The organism is Glacieibacterium arshaanense, from assembly GCF_004681125.1.
Taxonomy (GTDB): Bacteria; Pseudomonadota; Alphaproteobacteria; order Sphingomonadales; family Sphingomonadaceae; genus Polymorphobacter_A; species Polymorphobacter_A arshaanense.
Window position 1 is genome coordinate 513743 of sequence record NZ_SIHO01000002.1, and the last position, 14942, is coordinate 528684.

The 14942-nt window shown below is 64.9% G+C and carries 15 protein-coding genes and 2 tRNA genes; 7 read left to right on the top strand and 10 right to left on the bottom strand.

Annotated elements, in window-relative coordinates:
* Window positions 1-124: 124 nt before the first annotated feature.
* The 9 genes from EUV02_RS08690 to EUV02_RS08730 form a co-directional block, all read right to left on the bottom strand.
* Window positions 125-2962 carry a CHAT domain-containing protein gene (locus EUV02_RS08690; protein ID WP_135245852.1) on the bottom strand — a complete coding sequence of 946 codons (2838 nt, stop codon included), beginning with the start codon at window positions 2960-2962 and terminating at the stop codon, window positions 125-127.
* Window positions 2963-3112: 150 nt separating this feature from the next.
* Window positions 3113-3334 (bottom strand): hypothetical protein, encoded by a 222-nt coding sequence (locus EUV02_RS15645; RefSeq protein ID WP_166430567.1) that lies wholly within the window; start codon window positions 3332-3334, stop codon window positions 3113-3115.
* 136 nt (window positions 3335-3470) lie between these two features.
* Window positions 3471-3557 (bottom strand) — tRNA-Leu (locus tag EUV02_RS08700).
* A gap of 31 nt (window positions 3558-3588) precedes the next feature.
* Window positions 3589-3888, bottom strand: coding sequence for an integration host factor subunit beta (locus tag EUV02_RS08705; protein ID WP_279379512.1), 300 nt, complete (start codon window positions 3886-3888; stop codon window positions 3589-3591).
* Window positions 3889-4036: 148 nt separating this feature from the next.
* A complete protein-coding gene (gene rpsA / locus EUV02_RS08710) occupies window positions 4037-5776 on the bottom strand; it encodes a 30S ribosomal protein S1 (RefSeq protein WP_135245854.1) in 1740 nt (579 codons plus the stop codon).
* A gap of 196 nt (window positions 5777-5972) precedes the next feature.
* On the bottom strand, window positions 5973-6605 hold the full coding sequence (cmk, locus tag EUV02_RS08715) for a (d)CMP kinase (RefSeq protein WP_135246456.1): 633 nt from the start codon (window positions 6603-6605) through the stop codon (window positions 5973-5975).
* Window positions 6606-6803: 198 nt separating this feature from the next.
* On the bottom strand, window positions 6804-7139 hold the full coding sequence (locus EUV02_RS08720; RefSeq protein ID WP_135245855.1) for a VOC family protein: 336 nt from the start codon (window positions 7137-7139) through the stop codon (window positions 6804-6806).
* Window positions 7139-7618 (bottom strand): bacterioferritin, encoded by a 480-nt coding sequence (gene bfr, locus EUV02_RS08725; protein WP_135245856.1) that lies wholly within the window; start codon window positions 7616-7618, stop codon window positions 7139-7141. The genes EUV02_RS08720 and bfr overlap by 1 nt, the downstream gene beginning before the upstream one ends.
* Window positions 7619-7703: 85 nt before the next feature.
* Window positions 7704-7877 (bottom strand): (2Fe-2S)-binding protein, encoded by a 174-nt coding sequence (locus tag EUV02_RS08730; RefSeq protein WP_135245857.1) that lies wholly within the window; start codon window positions 7875-7877, stop codon window positions 7704-7706.
* A gap of 161 nt (window positions 7878-8038) precedes the next feature.
* Between EUV02_RS08730 and wecB the strand changes: the two genes are divergently transcribed.
* The 3 genes from wecB (at window position 8039) to EUV02_RS08745 (ending at window position 10856) form a co-directional block, all read left to right on the top strand.
* Window positions 8039-9223: a non-hydrolyzing UDP-N-acetylglucosamine 2-epimerase gene (gene wecB, locus EUV02_RS08735; protein ID WP_135245858.1), complete on the top strand. Its 1185-nt coding sequence runs from the start codon at window positions 8039-8041 to the stop codon at window positions 9221-9223.
* 236 nt (window positions 9224-9459) lie between these two features.
* Window positions 9460-9702: a hypothetical protein gene (locus tag EUV02_RS08740; protein WP_166430568.1), complete on the top strand. Its 243-nt coding sequence runs from the start codon at window positions 9460-9462 to the stop codon at window positions 9700-9702.
* A gap of 290 nt (window positions 9703-9992) precedes the next feature.
* On the top strand, window positions 9993-10856 hold the full coding sequence (locus tag EUV02_RS08745) for a CPBP family intramembrane glutamic endopeptidase (RefSeq protein WP_135245860.1): 864 nt from the start codon (window positions 9993-9995) through the stop codon (window positions 10854-10856).
* A 59-nt stretch (window positions 10857-10915) separates the two neighbouring features.
* Here the strand turns inward: EUV02_RS08745 and aroA are convergent, their stop codons facing one another.
* Complete coding sequence (aroA, locus tag EUV02_RS08750; RefSeq protein WP_135245861.1) at window positions 10916-12265, bottom strand: 3-phosphoshikimate 1-carboxyvinyltransferase; 1350 nt, start codon at window positions 12263-12265, stop codon at window positions 10916-10918.
* A gap of 132 nt (window positions 12266-12397) precedes the next feature.
* Here aroA and EUV02_RS08755 point away from each other — a divergent pair, with 132 nt between their 5' ends.
* The 4 genes from EUV02_RS08755 (at window position 12398) to EUV02_RS08770 (ending at window position 14940) form a co-directional block, all read left to right on the top strand.
* Complete coding sequence (locus EUV02_RS08755) at window positions 12398-12721, top strand: FYDLN acid domain-containing protein (RefSeq protein WP_135245862.1); 324 nt, start codon at window positions 12398-12400, stop codon at window positions 12719-12721.
* A gap of 90 nt (window positions 12722-12811) precedes the next feature.
* Window positions 12812-12887: transfer RNA gene (locus EUV02_RS08760), tRNA-Ala, on the top strand.
* A gap of 112 nt (window positions 12888-12999) precedes the next feature.
* Window positions 13000-13842, top strand: coding sequence for a GDP-mannose 4,6-dehydratase (locus tag EUV02_RS08765; protein WP_135245863.1), 843 nt, complete (start codon window positions 13000-13002; stop codon window positions 13840-13842).
* A 105-nt stretch (window positions 13843-13947) separates the two neighbouring features.
* Complete coding sequence (locus EUV02_RS08770) at window positions 13948-14940, top strand: Wzz/FepE/Etk N-terminal domain-containing protein (protein WP_135245864.1); 993 nt, start codon at window positions 13948-13950, stop codon at window positions 14938-14940.
* Window positions 14941-14942: the final 2 nt, after the last annotated feature.

Here is a 14942-nt window from a genome sequence, read left to right on the forward strand (position 1 = left end):
TTAACTATGCGGACTCATTCCATTTGGATTGAATGCTGTAAGGTCTTCGTAAGGCCTGCACTCAATTGTTGTGGGCACTTCAAATGTGTGCAGGCCTCAGGCCTGCTCGCCGGAGGCTCTTAGCCTACGCCTCCAATCGCGCAATCGCATCCTCGATCGACGCGATCCATGCCGCCGCCGCCGCGCCATTGCCGGTGCCAAGTTGGGTGCGCATGTAGCGCATGTCGGACAGCGTGGTTTCGAATTCGAAGTTGCTGCCGCAGCGGAGCATGACCTTGTCGTAGCAGTGGACGATGGCGTCGTGCGCGGCTTGTGACAGCGTGCCGGCGGCAAGTTGTTCGAACAGCAGGTAGCCGGCTCGGCTGGCGGCGTGCCAATAGTCGTCGAGTTGTTCCTCTCCAACAGCGAGGTCGGCGGCGAGTTGGGTGAGGTCGGCCTTGGTGGTGTCGCTGGCGGCATGGCCGGCACGCAGGTCGATGAGCAGCCCGGCCTCGACCACCAGCTGGCCGGGGTAATAGGCATTGGCGTCGCCGCGCTGTTGCGCGAGGGTCCAGGCGGCGCGGTAGCAATCGCGCATCGTGGCAAGCGTCGTATCGACGGCGGCGCCGGATTGCAGAAGTGCCTCACGCTTGTAGGTGGCACCGATCAGCGTCAGCCGTTCGACAGTAGGGCCGGCGATCTTGCACAGCGCCTCGATATCGGCGCGTACGGCGGCGATGCGGTCGAACGCGTCGGGGGCGAAGCCGCCGCCGTCGAGCGGTGCGACGGCGGTGCGCAGCCGCAGTGTCGCGAGTTGTTCGAGCAGCTGCACCGACGGCAGCGCGTCTTCGTGCAGCGCGCGTTCGAACAGCTCGATCGCCGTGGCGGGTTCGTTGAGTGCTGCAAAGGCGCGGCCGAGCGCCTCGGCGACTTGCGGGCGGGCGAGCCAGCCGCGCTTGTCGAAGCGGGCGTGCAGCGTCGTCAGCGACTTGAGCAGCGCGTCGCGGTTACTGCTGCGGCCCGAGCCGACTTCGATCTGCTCGCGAATGGTGTCGATGAAGGCAATGGCTTCGGCGGGTGACGCGAAGGCGAGGCGCGCGCCGCGCGGCAGCGACGTCGCGGCGGCGGGTTCGTCGCCGTTCTTCGGGCTGAGCCGCCAGTCGGGCTCGCCGTAGCATTGGTAGGCGCCCCAGGTGCTGTCGTCGGGGTTGGCCTCATAGACGGCGGTGCGGGCGTTCAAGACGATTTCACCGAAGCCGGCATTGTTGGCCAGCAAGCCCCCGTAAATTTCGCTGCCGAATAGTTTGCCGCCTTTGTCATCGACCGTCCAGCCGGCGGCGATGACAGCGCGCGCGCCCATGGCGATGAGTTGCGCGGCAAAGCTCGCGGCGAATTCGGGGCGGCCGCTGGTGTGGAAACGCTCTTCCAAGCGCGGTGAGATGGCGGCGAGTTCACAGCAGTTGATGAACGCAAAGGTCGGCGGGTCGGGCATCGCCTGCAGGATGGCGGGGCTGATGACGATATGGTCGCCGAGCAGCACGCCGGTGTAGCGCTGTGCGCTGCCGGCGGGAATCGCGCCCGAGTCTTCGAGATCGGCCTCGCGTTTGAAGGTGAAATCGAAAATGCCGTGCGCCGAAACGTGCAGCACAGTCCAGCCGCCACGCAGCACATGTTCGATAACGGTTTCGGGCGGATTGCCGGCGCCGATCAGCCGAGTGACAGTGAAGCCGGCTTTTTCGAGCTGGTCGGCGACTTGTAACGCTTCGGCTTGCGCGCCGGGCAGGCGTTTGAAGCCGAAGTTCCAGTCGCCGTCGTGCGGGTCGCCGATGACCAGCGCAGTGCGTTCGCCCGATGTGGCGGTCTGGCGGCGTGCATAGTCCTGCTGGATGAGCTGGCGCAGGATGCCGAACCGCACCGCTGGCGGGCGGCTGCCGTCGAGATCGGTTTCGTGCTCCTGCCGGTCGTCCATCAGCTCGAACGGCAGCGAAGCCGCTGTCGTATCGAGGATGAGACGCAGGTGACGATTGTCGAAGCGCGTCGCCTTGAGCTGCGGCGGCCAGATCAGCTGGTACAGCGACCGCGCGGCGGACTGCCACGCAGCAGCGGGTTCGTGCGCATTGTAGATGGTTGCGGAGAACTTATCGACGAACTCGCGGTTGCCGGCGACCAGCATGCCTTCGGCACGCGCGCTGCCGCCGATCGACGCGAAGCGCAAACCCTTACTGCCATCGACGAGGGTAGCCTCCTGGATCTGCAGCGCGCGCCAGGCATCGAGGTTGTCGTCGCGGGCGATGCGCCGCGCGGCGCCGTCGCGATAGGCGACTTCGCCGTCGAGCGCGAAGGCGCCGCGGAATTGCGGGGTGGCGATCAGCCGGTCGAGCGTGTGCCAGATGGTATGCGCGGTATCTTCCATGTACGCGAAGATCTGGATTTTGGTGAACGGCCGCAGTTTTTGTTCGGCGAGCCGGCGTTGCGCTTCGACAATCGCGCCAAGCATAGCGGCCAGTGTATCGGTCATCGAGACGACACCAGTGCGCGTGCCGATCATCACCATCGCGGCGCCGTTGCGCGGGGTCGGGTTCGCGCCGCCGTCAAGTCGCCCGATGGTGTCGCGGACGCGGGCGATCTGGCCTTCGCCGAGCGCCAGTTCAATCAGTCCGGCGATAAGCGCGCTGCGGATCGTGCCGGCACTGAAATCGGCGATATTGCCGAGCCCGACAACGACGCCGCCGGGGCGCCGGTCAACGGGTTGCGCGGCATAGGTGACGCTGCCGACGCTAGCGGGGTAGATGCCGAGCGCATAGCGCCGCGACAGCGCGCCATCGAGCGCCGCATCGAGTCGTGCTTCGGGGCCGGAAATCGAGTCGCCGGCAAAGTGCCCGACGATGACCGGATAATGCGCGTAGGACAGGTCGCCGTTGACGACGGTCAGGCGTAGCGCCTCGGCGGGCATGTCGCTTGGAGGGGGGGGCGTGTCGGCCATGGGTTCGGACCAGCTGTTGTTGTGTCGGATCGATGTGGCGCGCGGGTTTGTTCATTCGCGCCTGTTGCCCGCAATTGCAACAACGCCGGCGCTGGATTTCCGGCGCCGGCGTCATGTCGTCAGGCCGGTCGCGACGACCGGCGCAATGTCTTAGCGTCCGCCGCTGCGTCCACCGGCGTCACCGCCGCGCCCGCCGCTACGTCCGCCGGCGTCACCACCGCCGCGGCCACCGCTGGTGCCGCCGAGGTCGCCACCACCGCGGCCGCCGCTGGGCTTGCTGATGTCGCCGCCGCTGCGCGTGCCTTCTTCGACTTCGTCCGCACCGCGGCCGCCGCTGCGACCTCCTGCATCTCCACCGCGTGTCGTTGACATCTCAAGTCTCCCCGTGCTGGCAAGCATCGCAAAGTGCCAAGGCTTGCGTCGATACGCAAAAAATGACGGATATTGCCGTTGATGTCCAACGATTAGTCAAATGGGCGAAGGCGCGCGCCAATCACCACCTGAATATTGGTGCCCACGGCCGGACTCGAACCGGCATGACCTTGCGGCCGAGGGATTTTAAGTCCCTTGCGTCTACCAGTTCCGCCACGTGGGCGTGGGCTTTGCAAGCTGGCGAGTGCGCGTCTCTACGACAAGTTGAGGCGTTCGCGTAATTCCTTGCCGGGCTTGAAATAGGGCACGCGCTTGGCGCTGACCGACACCGATGTGCCGGTGCGCGGGTTGCGGCCGACGCGGGCATCGCGCGCGCGTGTCGAAAACGCGCCGAAGCCGCGCAGTTCGACGCGGCGGTTTGCGGCCAGCGCTTCGGTAATCTCGCCGAATATCGTGTCGATCAGGTTTTCGACGATTTCCTTGGTGAGTTGCGGATTCGCCGCCGCGATTGCCTGTACCAGTTCCGACCGAATCATAGATCCCCCATCTACCAACCGCGACTCGCGCCATCAGCCCCCGAAGCGCAAGACGATACTCCATTTTACTGGAATTGCACCGAAATCTTGGCACGCGACAAAAAGCCCCGCCGAAACCAATCGGCGGGGCCTGATGTTCGTATGCTGGTCGTCAGCGGTTCGGCGCTTAGGCCTTGTCGCTGCCTTCCTTGGCGCGGTTGAGCGCGGCACCGAGGATGTCGCCGAGCGAGGCGCCCGAGTCGGACGAACCGTACTTTTCGACAGCTTCCTTGTCCTGCGCGATCTGCGCGGCCTTGATCGAGACCATCGGCTTCTTGCCGCGTTCGAAACCAATGACCATCGCGTCGATCTTCTGGCCGACCTGGAAGCGTTCGGGGCGCTGTTCGTCGCGGTCGCGGCTGAGGTCGCCACGCTTGATGAACGCCAGCGGGCCGTCTTCGCCAACCTGGACTTCGATGCCGCCGTCGCGCGCTTCGACCATCGTCACGGTGACGACCTGGTTCTTCTTGAACTCGCTGCCCGCTTCGCCGGCAACTGCTGCAGCGCCGGTGGCGCCGCCGCTGACGCGGCTTTCATCGAGCTGCTTCATGCCGAGGCTGATGCGTTCCTTCTCGATGTCGATTTCGAGAACCTGGGCACGGACGCGTTCACCCTTGTGGTGCTGCGCCAGTGCCTGTTCGCCGGTCAGGCCGAACGCGATATCCGACATGTGGACCATGCCGTCGACATCGCCGTCGAGCCCGATGAACAGGCCGAATTCGGTGGCGTTCTTGACTTCGCCCTCGACGATCGAACCCACCGGATGCGCTTCGGCGAAGACTTCCCACGGGTTGCGCTGGGCCTGCTTGAGGCCGAGGCTGATGCGGCGCTTGTCTTCATCGACTTCGAGCACGATGACTTCGACTTCCTGCGACGTCGAAACGATCTTGCCGGGGTGGACGTTCTTCTTGACCCACGACATTTCCGAAACGTGCACCAGGCCTTCGATGCCGGGTTCGAGTTCGACGAACGCGCCGTACTCGGTGATGTTGGTGACTCGGCCCTTGAACTTGCCGTCAACCGGATACTTGGCAGCTGCAGCGCTCCACGGATCGGCTTCGAGCTGCTTCATGCCGAGGCTGATGCGCTGCGTGTCGCGGTTGATGCGGACGATCTGCACGCGCAGCGTGTCGCCGATGTTGAGCACTTCGCTCGGGTGGCCGACGCGCTTGTAGCTCATGTCGGTGACATGAAGCAGGCCATCGATGCCGCCGAGGTCGACGAACGCACCATAGTCGGTAATGTTCTTGACGACGCCATCGACGATCTGGCCTTCGGCGAGCGACTGGATCAGGCCGGTGCGGGCTTCGGCGCGGGTTTCTTCGAGGATCGAGCGACGCGACACGACGATGTTGCCGCGCTTGCGGTCCATCTTCAGGATTACGAACGGCTGCGGCAGGTTCATCAGCGGGGTGACATCGCGCACCGGGCGGATGTCGACCTGCGAACCGGGCAGGAACGCCACTGCGCCGCTGAGGTCGACGGTGAAGCCGCCCTTGACGCGGCCGAAGATGACGCCTTCGACGCGTTCATTCGCGGCATACTGCGTTTCGAGTGCGTCCCAGGCGCCTTCGCGGCGCGCACGGTCGCGCGACAGCATCGCTTCGCCCTGGGCGTTTTCGACGCGGTCGACATAGACTTCGACTTCGTCGCCGACCTTGATTTCAGCCTTCATGCCCGGTGCAGCGAATTCGCGCAGCGCGACACGGCCTTCGGACTTCAGTCCGACATCGATAACCGCGAGATCATTCTCGATCGCGGTGACGCGTCCCTTGACGACGCGACCTTCAAAGCTCTGGTTCTTGCCGAGCGAGCTTTCGAGCATGGCTGCGAAATCATCGCGGGTCGGTTGGGCGGAAGATGCCATCTAGTTCATAACCTTCGTTTTTTGGGCGCCGACCGCAGCGCGCGGCTTGTCCGGTCATTGCCCCGAATGGCACCATGCCACCCGTTCTTCGCCGAAGCATGGCACCATGCCATGCTCCCCTTGTCCGTCGAAAACAGCCGGGAAAAGCAAAACGCACGGCAACGGGCTCGGGGCCCGTCCATGCAGGAATTTCGCTTCAAGCTGCCGCTGCGAGCTGCGCCTTGACCAGCGCCACGGCCCGTTCGACGGCCGCGTCTATACTCATTTCACTCGTATCGAGCAAGGCGGCATCGGCAGCCTGCACCAGCGGCGAGACTGCACGGTTCGAATCTCGGGCATCGCGCGCGAGAATATCGGCCAAAACCGTCTCCAGAGCCACGGCTTCGCCCCGGCCAGCAAGCTCGGCATGGCGCCGTGCGGCGCGCACTTGCGGGCTGGCGGTGACGAACAGTTTGGCAGTGGCGTGCGGGGCGATAACTGTGCCGATGTCGCGGCCATCGATCACCGCCCCGTCGGGCTGGTCGGCAAACGCCCGCTGACGCGCGACCAACGCCGCACGCACGCCTGGATGCGCCGAGACGATCGAGGCGGCAAACGCCGTCGTGTCGAGCGTCAGTTCGGGTGCGTCGAGCAATGCGATGTCGAGCGCCTGCGCCGCCGTCGTTGCCGCCGCCGCATCGCCAGGGTCAAGGCCGGCGCGCAACATCGCCAGTGCCACTGCGCGGTACAATTTGCCCGAATCGAGATGCGGTAACCCGAATTGCCGCCCCAGCGCGCGCGCAATGGTGCCCTTGCCACTCGCGGCGGGGCCGTCGACAGCGATGATCATGGCGTGATGCGAAGTCATGGGTGGGGCATAGACCGGCAGGGCGGAGGGCGACAAGTGCGCGAAGGGCCTCCGGCGGGCAGGCCTGAGGCCTGCACCCATAAGCTTGCGTCGGTGCATCGGACGCGAACGTCGCGATGGTTGATCCGTCCCAGCAATTGGGTGCAGGCCTCAGGCCTGCCCGCCGGAGGCCCTTAAACCCTAGTCCGCCTGCATCGCCGCCAGTTCATTCCCACCCGGATCACGAAAATGAAAGCGCCGCCCGCCGGGAAAGCCGAACGCCGGCTTGGTCAGCACGCCGCCGGCCTGTGTGACTGCCGCGAGCGCCGCGTCGAGGTCATCGACGTGGATGACCGGCAGCGGTGCAGCAGTGGCCTCGGCGGCATCGGCTTGAAGCCCGAGGTCGACATCACCGGCCATCGTGCAGGCGTAGCTCGGCCCGAAGGCGGTCATGTCGAAGCCGAAGGCTGCGGTATAGAAGGCCTGGCTAGCGGCGATGTCGGTGGCGGGCAGTTCGATGAAGTCGATGCGCGCCATCAGCTTCCCGCCGCTTCGCTGTTGAGCTGAATGTAGTTCTGGATGCCGGTGCGGGCGATCAGTTCGAACTGCGTTTCGATGAAATCGACATGTTCTTCCTCGGCGGTGAGGATGTCGACGAACAGTTCGCGGCTGCCGAAGTCGCGGACGTTTTCGCTGTGGATGATCGCCTCGCGCAGCAGCGCGATGGCTTCGTGTTCGAGTTCGAGGTCGGCCTTGAGCACTTCCTCGACGGTTTCGCCGATGCGCAGCCGGCCGAGCGCCTGAAGGTTGGGCAGGCCGTCGAGGAACAGGATGCGCTCCATCAGCCGGTCGGCGTGCTTCATCTCGTCGACCGATTCATGCTTTTCATAGTCGGCGAGTTTCTTGACGCCCCAATTGTCGAGCAGCCGGTAGTGCAGCCAATATTGGTTGATTGCGGTCAATTCGCCCTTCAGCACGGCGTTGAGGAATTCGATGACCTTGGTGTCGCCCTTCATGCGGGAGCCCCTTCTGCATGCGCCAATGGGTTACTTATAGCGCCGTTGCGGGCGCCGCAGAACCGGCCAAATTGCCGCGACTGTATCAGTTGGCGCGCGCGGACTCGTCGCGGATGACCTGGCGCGCGAACGGCAGGCACTGGCCGCAGACGGGCTTGCAACCGAACCGGGCATAGGCGCACGCCGGGCGCTTCGAGCCGGCGCGGACCGCTTCGCGAACCTGCGCTTCACCCAGTGCGTTGCACACACAAACGATCACGCGACCTCCACCAATGCCGGCATGTTCCGGCAATTGCGAACCAATAGCATTAGTGGATGAACTAATGCAAGTGATTCGCATCAAGCTCGCAAGGCCCTGGTGGAATCGGCAGCCGCAATGCCGCCTTGCGCCGCGCCCCCGAACCAGCGTAGCTTGTTACAATGGCGAATTGGTCCCCGCCGCGACGAACGCTTCTGTTCGTGGCCGGGACCCGGCCCGAGGTCATCAAGCTTGCGCCGTTGATAATGGCGCTAGAAGGCCATCCGCAATTTTCATGTGTCGTCTGTGCTTCGGCGCAGCATCGCGACTTGCTCGACGCGGCATTTGCCGGTTTTGGCATCGTCCCCGACATTGATCTCGATATCATGCGCGCGCACCAGACGCCGCTCGGCGTCGTCGCCGGCGTACTTGCGGCGCTTGAACCGGTGCTGGCGCACCACCGGCCCGTCGCGCTGATTGTCCAGGGCGATACCGCGACGGCATTCGCGGCGGCCCAAGCCGGCGCCTATGCGCGCGTTCCGGTGGTGCATGTCGAAGCCGGGCTGCGCAGCGGCGATGACAACGAACCCTTCCCCGAAGAATTCCATCGCCGCGCCATCGCGCAGTTCGCGGCGCTGCATTTCGCGCCGACGCCATCGGCGCGCGTCGCGCTACTCGCCGAAGGCATCGCCGCCGACCGCATCCATGTCAGCGGCAACACCGGCATCGATGCGCTGCACGCGACCGCCGCGGCACTGGCGCGCGCGCCGGCGGTGACGGCGCTGCTCGACAGTGAGTTCGCGATGCTGGGTCCGGCGCGACGCCTGCTGCTGCTGACCATCCACCGCCGCGAAAACCACGGCGCGCGGCTCGCCTCGGTGATCGCCGCGGTGCGCCTGCTGGCGCAATCGGATGCGCTCGACATCGTCGTGCCCGTCCACCCGCACCCCGCCGTCAGCGCCGCGGTGCAGTGCGGGCTCGGCGGCGTAGCGGGCGTGCATCTGGTGCCGCCGCTCGACTATCCGGCGTTCATCCACTTGCTCCAGCGCGCCGCGCTGGTGCTCACCGACTCCGGCGGCGTCCAGGAAGAAGCCCCGGCGTTCGGCGTGCCGGTGCTCGTGCTGCGCGAAACCACCGAGCGCCCCGAAGGCATCGCCGCCGGCGTCGCGCGGCTTGTCGGTACCGATACCACCGCCATTGTCGCCGGCGTCCGTGCGTTGCTCGACGCCGCCGCCGCACATCAGCGCATGGCCCGCGCCAGCCTGCCCTATGGCGACGGCCACGCCGCCGAACGCATCGTCGCGGTGCTGACGCGCGAATATGGCGGCAAGGTTTTGGTCAAAAGCGCCTCCGGCGGGCAGGGGTGACCCCTGCACCCGGTTGTTTGATGCGCCCTTTTTCTCGCTCGCATTAGTGCAAGCGACGAGGAGGTGGCATTAGCTGCCGGTCAGCAAACGACCCCGTTGCAGACATTAAGCGGGCAGTCATCACTGCCTAAAGGCTGCCGATAGTTGCGCGCGTCCTTGATGAAGCGCATAAGTTTGTAATGCCGTACGGAGACAAAGTCAGGCTACCTGTCCAGCGCAAAGTGGCGTTCGTAGCCGTGATGCTCGCACTGTTTTGGTTGGCAAATGCTTGGCTCATCACTGGGATATTCGGTACTACGGCGAACCCGCGCCTGCTTACGACCCTTGGTACGCTGTTTACAATTGTCGCTGGCAACGCTGTTCTGCTTTTCGGTGGTTTAAAGCCAACATTTCACTGGCTCAGGATCGCGAGCATCTTCAGCATCGGTGTGATGCTCGCTCCTATGATCCTCTTCATACTCGATCCGTTTGGTCGCTAACCGGTTTGCGCTGCGGTAAAGCCGACCTTCCCCTTCCCACCCCATTCCGGTCATTCTCAAACAATCGGGTGCTGGCCTCAGGCCTGCCCGCCGGAGGCCCTTCTACAGCCCCTTGCTAGCCCCCGGCCGGCATAAAGTCGGCCAAGCTGGTGGCGACGGGGCTTACGTCCAAAAACATGCCGCACCCGAAAGCAGGTCAGGTTTCGCGCGATGGCGGGCGGCCTTGACTTGCCGTTTCCGGCAAATGAAAAACGGTATGCGACGCGCACTGGCGGCGAGAAGGGGGTCACATGACAGATACAATCGTTGCCGCTCAGCCGCTGTGGTTTCGCGTGCTGAATTTTCCATTGACGCGCCTGATCGTTCTGGGCGGTGTCCTGTTCTACTTCATGGGTAAGGCCCAGTCGTTCCTTGAGGACTATTTTGACAGGCCCTTGCTGAACATTCCGATCCAGATCGGGCTCGGGCTGGCGGCGATTGCGCTTTATGTCGCTTATGGCAAGTTCATCGAACGCCGCGAGGTGACCGAACTCTCTACGCCGGGTCTGGCCGGCGAATGGGGTGTCGGCGCGATGATCGGGGCGGGCCTCTACACAGCAAGTGCCGTGACGTTGATGATCCTCGGGATCTACAAGGTCGACGGGTTCAATCCGCTGATGTTCCTGCTGCCCAACCTGGCCCTGGCCATCAAGTCGGGCATTTTCGAAGAGCTGATTTTCCGCGGCGTGCTGTTCCGATCGGTGGAAGCCGTTTTCGGAAGCTGGACGGGCATCGTGGTCTCATCGCTGGTGTTCGGCCTGCTTCACCTGATGAACCCGGGGGCGACGATTGGCGGCGCCATTTATATCTCCATCGAGGCCGGTCTGCTGCTCGCCGCCGCCTATCTCGTCACCCGCCGTCTGTGGATCTGCATGGGGTTCCACTCGGCGTGGAACTATTTCCAGTCGGCGGTCTTTTCGGGCGCTGTGTCGGGTACTGCGGCCACGCCGGGCCTGCTCAAGGCCAATATCGTGGGGCCGGAACTGCTGACCGGGGGCAGTTTCGGGATGGAGCATTCGGTCGTCGCGCTGGTCTTCTGCACCACGGCTGGCGTGATCCTGCTGCGCATCGCCATCCGCCGCGGCCACCTGATGCCGCCGATGTGGAAACGCTAAGCCGCAGACGCGCTTGAATAACCGGGTACAGGGGTCACCCCTGCCCGCCGGAGGCCCTTCTACTGCCCCTTGCTCGCCCCCAACTTCGCCATCAGCGGCAGGAAGTCGGGGAAGCTGGTGGCGATAGGGCGGGCGTCGTCGACGGTGACGGCGTCGCGGCAGTTGAGACCCAGGATGGCGAAGCTCATCGCGATGCGGTGATCGAGTTTGGCGGCGACGGTGGCGCCGCCGGCTAGCGGCTCGCCACCGCTGCCGTCGATGATCAGGCCGTCGGGCAGTTCGGTGACGCGCGCGCCGCAGGCGATGAGCCCGGCCGCCATGGTTGCCAGCCGGTCGGATTCCTTGACGCGCAGTTCTTCGAGGCCGCGCAAGGTCGTGCGGCCGTGCGCGAACGCGGCGGCGACGAACAGGATGGGGAATTCGTCGATCATCGAGGGGGCAACGTCGGGTGGCACCTCGATACCCGTCAGCACGCCGGCGTTGATGGTGACATCGGCGACGGTTTCGCCGCCGACGCTGCGGATGTTGGTCTGGGTGATGTCGGCGCCCATCATCGCCAGCACGCGCAGCAGCCCGTCGCGCGTCGGGTTGATGCCGACGTTGGTGACGGTGACGCTGCTGCCCGGCACGATCAGCGCCGCGACCAGCGGGAAGGCGGCAGACGACGGATCGCCTGGAACGGTGAGTTGCTGCGGCCGCAGCTCGGCCTCGCCGGTGATGGTGATTTCGCGCCCTGCGGGCGTGTCCTCGATGTGTAGCTGTGCGCCGAAGCCGGCGAGCATGCGTTCGCTGTGGTCGCGCGTCGCGATTTTTTCGACGACGGTGGTGCGTCCCGGCGTGTTGAGCCCGGCGAGCAGCACCGCCGATTTGACCTGCGCCGATGCCACCGGCAGCACGTAGCGGATCGGCAGCGGCAGCGCCGCACCGACCATCGTCAGCGGCAGGCAGCCGCCGGGTGCGGTGGTGAAGGTTGCGCCCATTTGCGTCAGCGGCTCGGTGACGCGCGCCATCGGCCGCCGCGACAGCGAGGCGTCGCCGGTCAAGGTCACGGTAATGGGGTGCGTCGCGAACAGTCCCATCAGCAGGCGCGTTGACGTGCCGCTGTTGCCCATGTCGAGCGCGGTGCGCGGTTGCAGCAGTCCGCCGACGCCGACGCCGTGGACGTGCCAGCGGCCCGTAGCTGTGCGGGTGATGTCGGCGCCGCAGGCGCGCAGCGCGGCGGCGGTCGCCAGTACGTCCTCGCCTTCGAGCAGCCCGTCGATGATGGTTTCGCCGACCGCGAGCGCGCCGAACATCAGCGAGCGGTGCGAAATCGACTTGTCGCCCGGGACAGTGATGGTGCCCGCCAGCGGGCCATAGGCAAACAGCCGCAAGGGCACGGGTTGCGAGGTGTGGGAATCTGCGTTCATATCGGGGCACGCTTTGACAGCGCCGCATGGCTGTGGCAAGGCGCGGCGCTTAATCGAACTTGGCGATTCAAACAGCCTGTCCAGCCAAGCCGCGCTGGCGCAGGCGCGTCAGAATGAATTTGGAGACTCGACGTGGTAAAAGCCGAATGGGGCACCAAGCGTGCCTGCCCGAAGTGCAACACGCGCTTTTATGACCTGACCATCGATGAACCGGTGACCTGCATCGCCTGCGGTCAGGCGTGGATTCCGGAACCGATTCTGAAGTCGAAGCAGCCGCTGCCGTTCGAAGCCGCCAAGCCGACGGCGATTGTCAGCGAAGACGGCCAGGAAGTGCTCGTCGATGATCTCGATCTCGATGTCGCGGAAGCCGAAGACACCGAAGCGCCCGATGTCGATCTGGGTGACGACGACGACCTGTCGACTGTGGTCAACAGCGATCAGGAAGAAGAAGGCTGAAAATCAGGCATGCGCGGGGCTTGCACTGTCCCGCGCATTCGCCTATTTGCCTGCCTCCGCCCCACAGTAGGGGCCGGCACGAAGTGGTACGGGGCGTTAGCTCAGCTGGGAGAGCGCTACGATGGCATTGTAGAGGTCAACGGTTCGATCCCGTTACGCTCCACCACTTCATGCCCGGCGCGCAGAGCGCGCCAAACAAATAAATTCCGCGCAAATCCGAAATTGAAATTCTTTGGTTCCTGGTCCGCCACGCGGCGCGCCGTTCTCCGGAGGCCGTGATGACCCTTGCATTGATCGTCGGCGGCTCGGGACAGGACGGCGCCTATCTGGCGCGGCTGCTGCTGGCGCGCGGGGCCAATGTTTTCGCCACGACGCGCAATACGCATGCGCAGGCGGGTGCACGCTTGGCGATTGTCGGCGTGGCTGATGCGGTAAAGCTGCACCGCTTCGATGCGGCCACGGCAACGCCCGATGCGATGGCCAAGCTGCTCGACACGCTGCAGCCTGACCAGATTTATCACCTCGCCGCCTCGCCCGACGTCACGACGTGGCTGCAGGCCATCCGCGACCGTGCCCCGGCCTTACGGCTGTTCGCGGCGGCATCGGCCGCGACGCCCGAGGCTGTGGCCGCCGTGCGGCAGTTCCGCGAATCGCACGGCGTCTTCGCGGTGACGGGGTTGCTCGGCGCGCATGAATCGCGCCTCGCGCCGCCCAGCGCGCTGCTGCGCCACATTGTCGAGGCAGCCCACGCCTGCAAACACGGCGGCGGCGAGAAATTGCGCATCGGTGCGCTCGATACGCTGTGCGACATCGGCTGGGCGCCCGAATATGTCGATGCGATGACGAAGATGCTGTCGGCCAGCGCCGCCGCCGATTGCGCCATCAGCACCGGTCGGCCCATCGCCTTGCAGGACTTCGTCGCGCAGGCGTTCGATACATTTGGGCTCGACTGGCAGGCGCATGTCGATATCGATCCGGCGTTCTCCGTGCCGGCGGTGGCGGCGGTCATCGGCGACCCGGTACCGGCACAGACGCTGCTGCGCTGGCGTGCCGATACCTTCGGCAAGGATCTGGTCGAAACACTCTGCGAGGCCGCTGGCGCCGGCGCGCATTTGGCCTGACAGCGGGCTGAAACCTGTTATGGACGAATGTCGGGCCGTGTGCCAAACGCTGCCTGATTGCGGCACAGCCGATTATGCCAGCCGGCAGTATGTTCTGGGGTGACAATGGTAAAGCAGTCCAACGACCTGGCGAACGCTGCCAACGCCGGCGCGGCAAGCCCGCCCGTCCCTGAATTTGATGCCAATATGCCCGTTGACGACCATCGCTGGCTCGGCGCGCTGCTCGAAAACCTGCGTGCCAAATGGTGGTGGGTCGCGGCCGGCGGCGCGGCATTCGCCCTGTTGGCACTGATTTACCTGTGGAATGCCGATTACGAATACACCGCCAGCCTGCGCGTTTCGGCGACGCAGCCGGCTTCCGCGCGGTCATCGGGTCTCGGCTCGCTGGGCGGACTCGCCGCGATTGCCGGCGTCGGCGGGCTTGCGGGCGAAACCGCGACGCCGTTCAAGCTATATGTCGAGGGACTGCAATCACGCGCCGTCGCCAAGCGCATGGCCGACAACCCCGAATTGATGCATACGATTTTTGCGCCGCATTGGGATGCCGCGACCAAGCGCTGGCGTGAGCCCGCGAGTGCTGCGCGCACTGCCAAAAACGCCGTCTTCGGCATGCTGGGCCTGCCGGTCTATGCTTGGGAGCCGCCGGGCGCGGCACAGATGCAGCTGTTCTTGGCTGAAAACATCAGTATCGACCAGAATATCAAGACGCCGCTGGTGACGATCTCGATCCAGTCGGTCGACCCGGTGTTTGCCGTCAAGTTCCTGACCGAGCTGCACCGCGTTTCCGACCAGCTGCTGCGCGAGCAATCGCGCGCGCGCACTGAATCGAACATCGCCTATCTCACCGACAAGCTCGGCACCGTCAGCATGGCGGAATATCGCCAGGTACTGTTCGATTCGATTGCCGACCAGGAAAAGCAGATGATGCTGGTCAACAACGCCGCGCCGTTTGCTGCCGAACCGTTCGGACCGGCGACGGCGTCGCTGCGGCCGACCAGCCCGCGACCGCTGCCGACCTTGATCGGCAGCACGATTGCCGGGCTGCTGTTCGGTGCCGCCATCGCCATGTTGTTCGGACGACGCAAGCGCAGCAACTGATA

Excerpts from the sequence above, each read along its gene's own strand:
- wecB (WP_135245858.1), top strand. The coding sequence starts at position 8,039 with ATGGCGAATTGGTCCCCGCCGCGACGAACGCTTCTGTTCGTGGCCGGG.
- EUV02_RS08765 (WP_135245863.1), top strand. The coding sequence starts at position 13,000 with ATGACCCTTGCATTGATCGTCGGCGGCTCGGGACAGGACGGCGCCTAT.
- EUV02_RS08720 (WP_135245855.1), bottom strand. The coding sequence starts at position 7,139 with ATGGCGCGCATCGACTTCATCGAACTGCCCGCCACCGACATCGCCGCT.
- bfr (WP_135245856.1), bottom strand. The coding sequence starts at position 7,618 with ATGAAGGGCGACACCAAGGTCATCGAATTCCTCAACGCCGTGCTGAAG.
- EUV02_RS08745 (WP_135245860.1), top strand. The coding sequence starts at position 9,993 with ATGACAGATACAATCGTTGCCGCTCAGCCGCTGTGGTTTCGCGTGCTG.
- EUV02_RS15645 (WP_166430567.1), bottom strand. The coding sequence starts at position 3,334 with ATGTCAACGACACGCGGTGGAGATGCAGGAGGTCGCAGCGGCGGCCGC.
- cmk (WP_135246456.1), bottom strand. The coding sequence starts at position 6,605 with ATGATCATCGCTGTCGACGGCCCCGCCGCGAGTGGCAAGGGCACCATT.
- rpsA (WP_135245854.1), bottom strand. The coding sequence starts at position 5,776 with ATGGCATCTTCCGCCCAACCGACCCGCGATGATTTCGCAGCCATGCTC.
- EUV02_RS08690 (WP_135245852.1), bottom strand. The coding sequence starts at position 2,962 with ATGGCCGACACGCCCCCCCCTCCAAGCGACATGCCCGCCGAGGCGCTA.
- aroA (WP_135245861.1), bottom strand. The coding sequence starts at position 12,265 with ATGAACGCAGATTCCCACACCTCGCAACCCGTGCCCTTGCGGCTGTTT.
- EUV02_RS08770 (WP_135245864.1), top strand. The coding sequence starts at position 13,948 with ATGGTAAAGCAGTCCAACGACCTGGCGAACGCTGCCAACGCCGGCGCG.